Consider the following 11,204-nt stretch of genomic DNA (forward strand, 5'->3'; position numbering starts at 1 on the left):
AAGCCAACCCAGAAAATTACCTGCCATGGAATTATCTAGAAAATAGTGAGTAACGGCTGACTTGCTTTCCAAAAAAGACTGAATTGGGCTAACCGCCCAAGTCAAACTATGCAGCCGTAAGCTCACGGCTAGTGATGATGGAAAAAAAATGTAAAATAAAACGCCAGGACAAGTTAAATCTATCCTTAATTTATAAAATAGCACTCTTAATTATATTAGGGCTCGTTTATATACCATTAGCTAACGCGAGTGATGTTAAAATTTTTTCAAATAGTAACAAAAATAAGGTCTATAACCTTAACTTTCAAATCACGACCTTCAAATTAACCCAGCCTATGCTTATCACAAGAATTGATACCTATCACTGGAATGACCAGAAGGGCGCATTTCCTGGTGAAATTGGAATTAAAGGTGTTGGGGTGTGGCAGGCAACGGGATGGCCTGGTATGCACAATACTCCTAACGCTAACTGGACGGTACATCCTAATATCAGACTGGAATCTGGAACTTATTCCATTACCGATTCAGATCCTGCAACTTGGTCTCAGAATTCCGGATCTGGGGGATTTGGGTTTGTGGAAGTGTTTGGGAAACCAATAGAAGGAGCGTCATCGACAGCAGCACAGCCACCGAGAATACCTCAACGTCTACAAAAGACAGACAAATTAGGTTCAGAATGGCATGAAACAGAAGGACGATATCAAGGCATTTGGAAAAGGAGGGGCAACTCAAACGTATTTGATGGCACATGGAATAATGGTGTTAAAGGCGTCTTGGTAATAGAATTAAATGATAATAAAGTTACAATAAATCGCAATGACAGCGACGGACTTAAAATAACTTATGAAGGTATCATCTCCGCAGATGGAAAAACAATTAATGGGAACGAGTGGTTTACAGGAAAGCCAGGTACCTTGATAGGGAAATGGTTTGCCACCATCGTGAAATAAAAAATAATCGGACATTCGATAATTGAAAAATATGAGTTTTGATAATAGGTTCACTATAGTCAGTGTATAGTAAGTCAGCTTCTTAAGGTGAAAACCATACATCGACTTAGATTATTTACTCTAATATAGTTCTGAACTCTCATTCGTCTGGCGCGCCAACGGGAAATTATGCTTTTTAAAATAATGGATTACGTCGGCGCAGGGTGCTATGAGCACATTCTTTTTACACCTTCCAAAGCGATATTAACTGTGTTCTATTTATAGATCTCATGGAACGCATTACTGATTTTAGGCTCTAAATTTTTGCCATGTATTTATCTCCCAAGTGCCTCAGACTAACAACTTAATTAATCTTAATAAAGATAAAAAAATCCTGCTCGCTTTCACTGGGAAATCGAGCATAAAGATTGCTCTGATTAAGTTAAGCCTAGTAAACCGAGCTATCAGATCGAATACGAAACTACACTTTTAAGCTGTTTATATAACTTGTAGTCAATTAGACAACTTCATAACGCTGGCAACTCCTCTAATAGTTCGGTTTTTAGAAATGAAGAACCGAAGTCAAACGATCGGGGTTACTTCTTGCAAAACGAAGGAAGTTTGATTTTAATCAATGCTTTTTTTTGTGGCGGGCTTTCGTTCTCCTATACTTCTTGATAGGTCCTTTAATAATTAAGGAGAATGAGATGAGACTTTTACGAAAGATATTCGCAGTTGTAATAACTGTATTTATGATGTGGGGATGTGATTCAAATTCAGACGTAAATGCTGATACTTCAGTAACTGGGCAATTTGTTGATGATCCTGTTTCTGGCCTTACTTATACCTGTTCCTCTGGATTAGTTGGGTCTACAGATATAGAGGGTAAATATACTTGTGAAAACGGTGATAATGTAACATTTTATATAGGCAAGCTTGTTATTGGAACGGTAACTGCGGGGGCTGGTATAGTGACGCCTTACTCTCTTTTTCCTAGTAACCTAGATGCAGCCCTTAACTTGGCAAGACTTCTACAAAGTTTTGATACAAATACAAGTGATGACACGATTACTCTTGATGTTGTACTAGTTGATTTACTAGATGTAAATACAGACTTTACAAGTCCAACGTTTGCAGCTGATGTTGAGAGCGACTTAGCCATTACCCTCGTTAGCGTGCAAGATGCACAAATACAGCTTAATGAAACTATTGTCACCGCAGGTGGTAATATTCCAGATGGAGCCAATATGCCCGTTGCGGATGCTGGAGTTGACCAAAACATTCATAATAATGATTTAGTTACTCTTAATGGTTCTGCAAGTTTTGATGCCGATGGAGATGCTCTGACTTATGCTTGGAGTATAAAATCGAAACCGGCGGCTAGTGAGGTTACGCTTTCAAGTGCGATAGTCGTTAATCCAACATTTACCGCTGATGAAAGTGGTATTTATGTCGTCGAATTGATTGTAAATGATGGAACTGTGGATAGTGCACTTGATGCAGTAACAATTACTGCTACAGCAACATTTCTAAATGTGGCTCCAATTGCAAATGCAGGTGCAGATCAAAATGTAAATACTAATGATTCTGTAGATCTTAACGGTTCAGGAAGTTCAGATGCGGACTTGATGGATACTCTATATTATAATTGGACTATCAATTCTAAACCAGCGAGTAGTAACGCTGTACTTTCAAATGCAACGGTAGTAAATCCGAGTTTTGAAGTCGATTTAGAGGGGACTTATGAAATTCAACTTATTGTAAATGATGGAACTGTTGATAGTGCTTTAGACGTTATGGTCGTTACTGCAACAACAGCAAATGCTGCACCGATTGCAAACTCTGGTTCAGACCAGGCTGTAAATACCAATGATACTGTGACTCTAAGTGGTTCTGGAAGTATAGATGCTGATTCTGATATATTAACGTATCTTTGGAATTTGACTTCTAAACCTTCAACTAGCACGGCCGTTTTATCAAGTACAACTGCTGAAGAACCGACATTCACGGCAGACCTTGCGGGTGCTTATGTGATAGGCCTTATAGTGAATGACGGAACAGTTGCGAGTGCTCCTGATACAATAACTGTAACAGTTACTGATAACACTACACCAGCCTACAACACAGTAACTTCTCCCTATACAGGTAAAATATGGCATGACAGAAACTTGGGTGCAACAAGGGTCTGTACCTCTATCACTGATACTGCCTGTTATGGTGATTACTACCAGTGGGGAAGAAATACTGATGGTCATCAAAAATTTGGAAGTGCAACAATAGCGATTCAAACTACAGATGTAATTAATGTAGGCCATAGTGACTTTATCGCTATAACAGCATACCCCTATGACTGGGGCTCTAATGTAGATTCAAGTGGAGCAACAAGAAAAACAAATTGGTCAGCCACAGATGGACGCTCGGTATGCCCAATAGGTTTTAGGCTTCCTACTAGAATAGAACTTAATAATGAGATACTCAACGGAGATATAGGTTATTCAGTTACACCATACAATAGTTTTCTTAAATTACCATCAGCGGGTAGTCGATATGCTGACAGCGGAACTATGTATGGGCAAGGTTCTATAATGTATCTTTGGTCAAGTGATGTCTCTGGTGTTGAATCATACTCTATGTACTACACAGGTTATGCAGACATAGATGTCACTACTGATGTTGCTCGTGGAGGTGGTATAGCAGTTCGTTGTATCAAGAACTAGGAACCTGTAAATTATTTTGTGTAACTGCGGTTTTTAATCGTAGTCATTAAGACGGCCTGCAGATGCAATCATATAGCGATTGAAGGCCGTTTTCTTATTCCTTACTCGCTTTGTCCGTTCCTCTGTAGCACTCATCACAGTAAGATTAAGCCTTTTTTTAGCTGAATCATCTGTCAGCAATACCTGTGGTTTTTGGATGGCTTTAGGTATATCGCAATTCAATGATTCGTTGGCGTTGGTTGTATAGAACACTTCTCTAATGTCCCCCGGCCGTTGCGTAAAGAGTTCAGTTTATGCTTGTGAGCATGGCAGCCATGAATGGCTAATTTGTGTGCGTTTGTCATCCCATTTATCACTGAATATATCGAAGGGACGTAGCGTCTCTTCCTCTGTAATTGATTGTAATATGTGTTTTAAATCGCCAGTTAAGCTTTGATAATCTTTCCAAGGAAGCAACTTCACCGAGTGTCGAAGCAGTATGCACGATGCAGAGCTGAGCTGAGAATATGCGTTTTATGGTACGGTATTGAGCACGGCCTTGATGCCGATATTGCAACCCTATAACCTACTCAATAAGCCGAATCAGTGATACGGGCAATGAGGGAAGCCGAAAGTTTTCGCCGTATATTTCTTAAAATGTCGCAATCATTCTCCGCGAGGTCATGCCTGCGGGGTTGTTGTTTTTTGATGAGTTGAGCCTAAAGCAGCCTTCTCTGCCGGGTGGTGTTTCTAGCTTAAACTGTCTATCGGCAGTGATGATGGTTTTATGCGAAGAGTCATTACGGCTATTGCTTGAATGAAACTAACTGTGTTTGTCATGTCCGTGATGCCCATCGAGCTTTGCGTTTATCGCTACTGCAAAGGTTATTTTAGTTTGCATCTCAGTGAAGTTGCTCGGATCTTTTTCGGTTTTAGTGTTCTTAGCGGCTTCGCGAGCAACCGCCTCAAGATATTTCTGATCCATAACCGCTTATGTTTCCAAAGAGTTAGATTATAAATAAGCGGTTACACAGTTTTTATGACAGTCTTTTTAATTTATTAGGGGCGCATTCAAAGTTATCGCTGGGAAGGATAGATCACATCAATAATGGTCATCATGTCGGCTAGTATACCGTCTTAATTATCTTTATCTGGGCGATATACATCGTAAATTTGAGAGGTATTAATGGTGTTAATATCCTGAAGTCGCTTGGCTATATAATATTTTTTACAAAATAGATTGAGTGCCAAATAAAATTGACATTTTGATGAACGCCGTAACTGATTTAAATCAATATGTGGCGTTCATTTCTGTTATTAAGCATTAACTTTTACGTTTACGTGCATAACCCAATGCTAGCAAGCCTAAACCAAATATCACAAATGTCCCCGGTGCAGGTACATCAATAAAATTCGCTCTGGCTACAAAATCATTAAAATCACGATCGCCGCCACCGAATTGGTCATCCCAGAACAATGCATATTTACTTTCGCTATTTGCGTATTGAAACACTAATAAATGATCTGCAAAATCAGAATTAAGGCTGTCATCACTAAACCAAACATCACCATTGGCATTGTTAGTGTCTAAGTAAAAAGTGAATGGATTAGGCACCGCGGCCCCCATTGTAACCCATCCACCATTGGCTGGAGTGGTAATGCCTTCGTCTAGTAGCTGTACTCTGTTATTACCACTAGCATCTGCATAGCCCATAGTATTATTATAACCAGAGACTTCAGCTTTAAATTTTACTTGGCTGTTGGCGGAAGCAGCCCATAGAGCATCGACACCAAGAGCGCTAGTATTAAAGTTGCTTTTAGTTAGATTGGCACCGGCAGTTATAGCTGTATCAAATAATACGTCAAAGTCATAAATAGGCACAGCCTGCGCATTAGGTGCAATCATCGCCATTGCTAATGCAGTGACAGATAATGTTCTCAAAATTTTCATTTTATTTCTCCTCAGAGCCATAAATTAAAATATCTTCTTGATTACGCCTTTCGTAATTGGAAATAGGCTCCATCAAATTAACTAAAGCATAAGCCATACCAATTAGATTAGTGCTTGATTTGTTGGTGTTTATCTGATTCGTTTTTTTGTGTTTAAATAGGGGTGTAAAATATACCGACACAATATAGATTAAAATTAATTATTTATGGATTAGTTGCAATATATATTTTCATGCTAACCATTTTGTTATATAGATAATAAAGACAATTAATTCGCCTTTCAGTGCACGCCTCTTTACTTGTTGTATTGCAGTTTTTTGATTTCGACAAACGTTGTTTGCGGTATGTAAAAATAACCGACAGTATTATACTGCTATTGCGGTTTTCGCTATTGTGTTTTGTTATTTCAAAACGTTACTATCATATAGTGCCTGTAGCCTCAATTAAAAGTGTTAAACATACTATCGTTCAATATAAAAATAACCGATGTGAGCTATCACCTGAGGCTACTTTGTAACAAGAAAGGCTGATGCGTAAATTTGACTCATAGGGCCAAGCCCCATCATTTATTCGATGCCATTTTGTGGTAAATAGCCTGTTTCGTTTTGAGCGTCATTTATAGCCCGAGGTAGATAAGCACCTTATTATCAATTATGAATGCCGGAGACGGAATGGATGTTCGAGCTTATTTGCAAATATCCCCCCCCTGATTAGTGACGGGTATAGATCATCAATCCGGATTAAATTAAAGGATGCTCTTGGGTATAATACGTCGTATTTTAACCTTTAATTGAGTGCTGGTTTTAACTAAGTGATCCGGATTCCAGTCCAATGTTGTGTGCCATGCATTTTCTGGTTGCATTTCAATTAGCATGCCTGTTTTTACCTGTTTAGCGATCTCCGTCGAGGGGATAATAGTGATGCTTTCAGTATTGAGATTTGCGCTACGAGGGTCTAAATTAAAGGTTGCTATAACAGTGATTTTATCATCAATGACCATTGATTTTGCATGTAAAGTAAAAATAGGCATGGTATCTAACTTACGATACATCTCTTCAGACATTACCTTTCTTCTTATCTGTGCATCGGGCTTAAACTCATAAATTTCTACCCCTATTTCAAGAAGTGATTTACGTACTCGTTGGTAACCGTTGAAAGCGTCGAAGTTATCGTTAGACGCTATGCTGTTGGTAAGGATTTTAATTTCAACACCGTTATCAATTAATTCTTTGAATAGATTTTGGCTGAGTTCTGTGGTGATTAAATAGGGTGTTTGAATAGTAATGGAGTGTTTAGCCGTTTTAACTAAATCGATTAATCGCTGGGTTGAAAGACCACCACCGCCAAGAAACTTATGTTGAGTATTTTTTCCTGGTTTATCGGAAACATATTCAATATTATTTAACCAATGAAGTGTATTACCACTTTGAATCGCTTTGATAGTTTCTGGCATGTTATAAATTTGAGCTCGTATTTCAGGCAAGAAATTTACAGGATCGCAAGCATATTGATGTAATGCTTGATAGCTAGGCTTTTTATACTCTTTTGGGACTAATTGACTAATTGGCACACTGAGAGAGTCGTTCCAAAATTCATCAAATGAACGTTGAACCGCTTTCACTTCTCCACCAATCAGTAATACGTCACGGTCTCTAAAATTAAAGGCATGGTCATAACCGAAATACTCATCGGCGATATTCCGGCCACCGGTGATAGATACTTTGCCGTCAACGGTAAATGTCTTGTTGTGCATACGCTGATTAAAATTATGGAAATCGGTGATTAAATTTGCAACCTTTTGAAATAGGTTTTTACCAATATTTGCCAGTGGATTATAGATACGAATTGAAAGGTTCTCATGTGCGTCTAAAAGTAATAATTCATCTCCTCGGGCATCGATCATTATATCATCAACCAATATTCTTACTCTGATGCCCCTATCTGCTGCTTGTATTAAGTAATCGCTAGCAATTAAACCGATATTATCGGTTGAGAAGATAAAATACTGCACATCGATTGTTTGCTCTGCATATTCAGTTAACCATGCGCGGGTCAGTATTGCTTCCGTACCCTGCTCAAGTAGGTATACACCTGTTTTCTCTTTCATCTTGTCTGCAATCGGCGCTAATTGTTGACTTAAACTTGTGGCCGGTTTATCGATGATATTGCCGCAGTAATCTTTTGTGGTTGAGGGGAGTCGATCAACAGTATTATTACAGCCACTGGTTAAGAGCAGCAAAATTGCGAGAGAAAGGTACTTTAAATGGTGTAATAATAAGTTTAATCGGTGCATTGTCATTCCTTCGTTAACATTCCATCATATTCATGATCAATTCAGTTCAAATATTATGCAGGTTATCGCTATCCCGCACAAATTATCAGCATTCAGTCTGGCTTTATCATCACTTTACAGCGAGCTTTCGCGATATTGAACAATTGCTAGCGGTTAGAGGAGATTAAAGCGCGACTTATATAATTCTTGCAGTGTTTTAGAGCGATCTTTGTAATCAATCACATCACCAATATTAATGATGACTTTTAAGCCCTTAGTATTATTCTTCAGCGAATCTTTCAACACTTGATTGGTATTGGTTGTGATAAATACCGGCAATATTGGCAATCTATTTTTCATAGCGATGATCTGAGATCCTTCTTTAAACTCTGCCAGCGTTTGCTCACTCTTATTACGAGTACCTTCAGCGAAGATACTAATAGAATAACTGTTGGCAACCTTGTTTTTAATTTCCGTGAAAAAAGAACTCATTTTCTGTGACTCTCTATCAAGTAATACTGTGCCAGCATTTCTTGTAAACATACCAAAGAAAAATGAATTATAAAGTTCTTTCTTAGCAATCCATAAACTGTTGATCCCTTTATTCTTTAGCGCTATTTCGACAACTAATGGGTCTATAATACTGCGATGATTCGACACAATAATATATTGACCACCTTGATTAACCTTCTCAATTCCTTCTACATCTACACTAATATTTAAACATGATAATAGAGTTTGTGCATATTCCAACCGTAGCCTCGTCATCTCATCAGCTGTTGGCTTACCCCTGAGCTTGATACCGAACTTATTAGTTAAATAAAGTGCGTATAGTGCTTTTTTAATTTGATTTAGTGTCAAGGACGCTCCAGAAAAGTACTGCAATAAAAGTAGGTGCATCATAACAGTATCGTCAGGGGAGGGTATTTAATTTCGACTATGAATCCGACATTCCGCACCAGTTTTAGGAATAACCCCTCTAATTTTCAGGCGTAAATTTTTTGATATATTGACCCCAAGCAATCAATAATAATTCTATTCCTATCTTTTAAATTAACCACTACTTCCAGCTGCTGGAAGATGGTTAGTACATGTAGTCCTTGAAAGCAAAACAACATCCAACAGGCTGTCGGTGTTTGCGTTGGTTTGTATTTTAAATCGGGGAAATAGCCGCTTGTGCTTTGAGCCCCTTCCTCATCTTGTGCTCTGAGGCAATTATTTAATGATTTACTTGCATCGAGTTCACATCAATAACGTTCTCGGGTTAGCTTTTTAAATGACTTTAGTAAGGCGTTTGATTCCTCAAGCATGCGTTTAGCTAATGTGTATTGCTCCCGTTTCATTGCTAGCTCACTACGCACAAAAAGCCAGCAAAAACACTGCCAACCTATGCGCCAGTGTTTAGCGGCGTTATGTGCCGTAATGGAAGCGCAGTTGAGCAATTAGAATTGTGTCATCTTTATGTTTGTAAACAATTCGGTGTTCATCATTAATACGACGAGACCAATATCCTGAGAGTCCGTGTTTTAAGGGTTCAGGCTTTCCAATGCCTTCAGTTGAGTTTCGTTGAATATCTTTAATTAGCAAATTTATGCGTTTCAATATTCTTATGTCAGTTGTTTGCCAATATAGATATTGTTCCCAAGCTTTAGTTGAAAAGGTGAGTTTCATTCAATAAGCTCTCTTTCTGTTCCATTGCCAGCTTCAAGTTCGGCAATTGAATCAAGTAGATGTCTTGCATTAGCAGGAGATCGCAGTAAGTATGTAGTTTCTTCCATTGCGTTATAGTCTTCTAAAGACATCATCACAACGGGAGCTTCACTTTTACGAGTTATAATTATTGGGGCATGATCATTACAAACATGCGCCATTGTGTTTGCTAAATTTGCTCTAGCTGCTGTATAGCTTATTGCATCCATGTTGAACTCCAATATGTTCATGTACGTTAATTTGTACAGTTTAGCTTAATGGCACATAATAAGCAATTTAAGTCGGAACAAAAACAGTCGGCTTTGTTTCGTACCTCAACAAGTATAGCCAACCATTTTTGTCCGCTTAATGGGGGCGTTGGTTTTAGGAGTAAATGATGAGCCACGTAAAAATTTTTATCAGTATAACTCTAGTATTAGCTATATTAATTGCATGCTCATCAAACTCGTCAGAATATTCGAAGAAAATATCATTGGATAATAAGCCACAACATCATACCAGTAAGGGATATCAGAACCACCCAGTTGTGGAAACTGCCGCACCTAAAGGGATCTTTTTCTATATGCGAAGAGCATGGGATTCGGTGTTTATTCCTGATGTTCCTGATGGACATGAACTAACTGAGTTAGAATCTCTTCAACTTTTAAACTCAATTTCCAGCGATCGTGTTACTTGGTTGGGGCATGCAAGTTTTTTGATTACAACCTCCGGAGTGACAATTCTGACAGACCCCTTTTTGTCAAAACGCGCCAGCCCTGTTTCATGGGCAGGCCCAAAAAGATTTGTTGATTTTCCCATACCCATAAATAAATTGCCTTCCATCGATATAGTGATTATTTCACATAATCATTATGACCACTTGGATGATAAAACAGTTAGGAAATTAGAAAACAAACATAATATTCATGTGGTCGTTCCTTTAGGGCTTAAGTCTTTTTTTATCGAGCGAGGGTATAGCAAGGTTACGGAGTTAGATTGGGGGCAGTCAGTATCTATTGAAGGAATAGATATTACAGCGGAACCTTCAGTTCATGATTCTGCTCGAAGTACATCTGATCATAATGAAACGCTATGGGCTTCTTGGGTTATTGAAAGCTTCCAAAAACGTATTCTTTTTATTGGCGATACAGGGTACTCAGAAACTATCTTCAATCTTGTCGGTGATAAATATGGTTCCTTCGACTTTGCTATTTTACCTATTGGAGCATATGAACCAAGGGAGTTATTGTGGATGTCGCATACCACTCCCGAAGAAGCTGTCTCCATTGGCATAGATGTTCGCGCAAAGACACTGATTGCCTCTCACTGGGGGACAATTAGCAGTTTATCTGATGAACCATTGTTTGAACCTCCGATACGCTTTAAGAAGGCTGGACTTGATAGCGAATTTTCCGACAAAGAACTGTGGATAATGAAAGTTGGTGAAACTAGATCTATCGCGCCAACGAAAAGCATAAACGTGCATTAAATCGGAACAAAAACCGTTCCTCAACAATTTTTGTCCGTTTATGCGGGCGTTAGTGCGTCAAGCAAAGCTTGATGCATCTTGCAGGGTGTAAGTCCCTGTCAGGCAAGGTTTAACCAACCACCTGTATCGAGTGTTGCGCCTTTGGCGGAGTCTGGGATTCGTGTAACACTTATCCGCGA

At 38.7% G+C, this 11,204-nt stretch carries 9 protein-coding genes and 2 pseudogenes; 4 read left to right on the top strand and 7 right to left on the bottom strand.

The features are described from left to right. Positions 1-134 precede the first annotated feature (134 nt). Positions 135-950, top strand: a complete 816-nt coding sequence (locus KSO91_RS13770; protein ID WP_238743596.1) for a hypothetical protein — start codon at positions 135-137, stop codon at positions 948-950. Between the two features lie 686 nt (positions 951-1,636). Further along, positions 1,637-3,646 carry a PKD domain-containing protein gene (locus KSO91_RS13775; RefSeq protein WP_238743598.1) on the top strand — a complete coding sequence of 670 codons (2,010 nt, stop codon included), beginning with the start codon at positions 1,637-1,639 and terminating at the stop codon, positions 3,644-3,646. Between the two features lie 802 nt (positions 3,647-4,448). Here the strand turns inward: KSO91_RS13775 and KSO91_RS13780 are convergent. The 3 genes from KSO91_RS13780 to KSO91_RS13790 all read right to left on the bottom strand — a co-directional run bounded on the left by KSO91_RS13780 (position 4,449) and on the right by KSO91_RS13790 (position 7,868). Beyond that, the gene (locus KSO91_RS13780; RefSeq protein ID WP_238743600.1) at positions 4,449-4,610 is read right to left on the bottom strand and encodes a hypothetical protein; all 162 of its coding nucleotides are present in this window, start codon (positions 4,608-4,610) and stop codon (positions 4,449-4,451) included. A 339-nt stretch (positions 4,611-4,949) separates the two neighbouring features. Further along, the gene (locus KSO91_RS13785; RefSeq protein ID WP_238743601.1) at positions 4,950-5,576 is read right to left on the bottom strand and encodes a DUF4114 domain-containing protein; all 627 of its coding nucleotides are present in this window, start codon (positions 5,574-5,576) and stop codon (positions 4,950-4,952) included. Positions 5,577-6,320: 744 nt separating this feature from the next. After that, the gene (locus KSO91_RS13790) at positions 6,321-7,868 is read right to left on the bottom strand and encodes a phospholipase D family protein (protein ID WP_238743602.1); all 1,548 of its coding nucleotides are present in this window, start codon (positions 7,866-7,868) and stop codon (positions 6,321-6,323) included. Between the two features lie 39 nt (positions 7,869-7,907). Here KSO91_RS13790 and KSO91_RS17920 point away from each other — a divergent pair. Beyond that, positions 7,908-8,029, top strand: a pseudogene (locus KSO91_RS17920) (IS6 family transposase); the annotation flags it as partial. Here the strand turns inward: KSO91_RS17920 and KSO91_RS13795 are convergent. The 4 genes and pseudogenes from KSO91_RS13795 to KSO91_RS13805 all read right to left on the bottom strand — a co-directional run bounded on the left by KSO91_RS13795 (position 8,022) and on the right by KSO91_RS13805 (position 9,766). Further along, entirely contained in the window at positions 8,022-8,750 is a 729-nt protein-coding gene (locus tag KSO91_RS13795; RefSeq protein ID WP_238743603.1) for a lysophospholipid acyltransferase family protein, read from the bottom strand. The pseudogene KSO91_RS17920 and the gene KSO91_RS13795 overlap by 8 nt on opposite strands. An 83-nt stretch (positions 8,751-8,833) precedes the next feature. Beyond that, positions 8,834-9,217, bottom strand: a pseudogene (locus KSO91_RS17925) (hypothetical protein); the annotation flags it as partial. Between the two features lie 40 nt (positions 9,218-9,257). Continuing rightward, on the bottom strand, positions 9,258-9,518 hold the full coding sequence (locus KSO91_RS13800; RefSeq protein ID WP_238743605.1) for a Txe/YoeB family addiction module toxin: 261 nt from the start codon (positions 9,516-9,518) through the stop codon (positions 9,258-9,260). Beyond that, positions 9,515-9,766 carry a type II toxin-antitoxin system prevent-host-death family antitoxin gene (locus KSO91_RS13805; RefSeq protein WP_238743606.1) on the bottom strand — a complete coding sequence of 84 codons (252 nt, stop codon included), beginning with the start codon at positions 9,764-9,766 and terminating at the stop codon, positions 9,515-9,517. Before KSO91_RS13805 ends, KSO91_RS13800 begins: the two co-directional genes overlap by 4 nt. 164 nt (positions 9,767-9,930) lie before the next feature. Between KSO91_RS13805 and KSO91_RS13810 the strand changes: the two genes are divergently transcribed. After that, positions 9,931-11,025: an MBL fold metallo-hydrolase gene (locus KSO91_RS13810; RefSeq protein WP_238743608.1), complete on the top strand. Its 1,095-nt coding sequence runs from the start codon at positions 9,931-9,933 to the stop codon at positions 11,023-11,025. Positions 11,026-11,204: the final 179 nt, after the last annotated feature.

The organism is Psychromonas antarctica (assembly GCF_022267535.1).
GTDB lineage: Bacteria > Pseudomonadota > Gammaproteobacteria > Enterobacterales > Psychromonadaceae > Psychromonas > Psychromonas antarctica.

Bases quoted from the DNA above. Each gene is read 5' to 3' on its own strand.
- KSO91_RS13770 (WP_238743596.1), top strand. From the start codon at position 135: ATGATGGAAAAAAAATGTAAAATAAAACGCCAGGACAAGTTAAATCTA.
- KSO91_RS13775 (WP_238743598.1), top strand. From the start codon at position 1,637: ATGAGACTTTTACGAAAGATATTCGCAGTTGTAATAACTGTATTTATG.
- KSO91_RS13780 (WP_238743600.1), bottom strand. From the start codon at position 4,610: ATGGATCAGAAATATCTTGAGGCGGTTGCTCGCGAAGCCGCTAAGAAC.
- KSO91_RS13785 (WP_238743601.1), bottom strand. From the start codon at position 5,576: ATGAAAATTTTGAGAACATTATCTGTCACTGCATTAGCAATGGCGATG.
- KSO91_RS13790 (WP_238743602.1), bottom strand. From the start codon at position 7,868: ATGCACCGATTAAACTTATTATTACACCATTTAAAGTACCTTTCTCTC.
- KSO91_RS13795 (WP_238743603.1), bottom strand. From the start codon at position 8,750: ATGATGCACCTACTTTTATTGCAGTACTTTTCTGGAGCGTCCTTGACA.
- KSO91_RS13800 (WP_238743605.1), bottom strand. From the start codon at position 9,518: ATGAAACTCACCTTTTCAACTAAAGCTTGGGAACAATATCTATATTGG.
- KSO91_RS13805 (WP_238743606.1), bottom strand. From the start codon at position 9,766: ATGGATGCAATAAGCTATACAGCAGCTAGAGCAAATTTAGCAAACACA.
- KSO91_RS13810 (WP_238743608.1), top strand. From the start codon at position 9,931: ATGATGAGCCACGTAAAAATTTTTATCAGTATAACTCTAGTATTAGCT.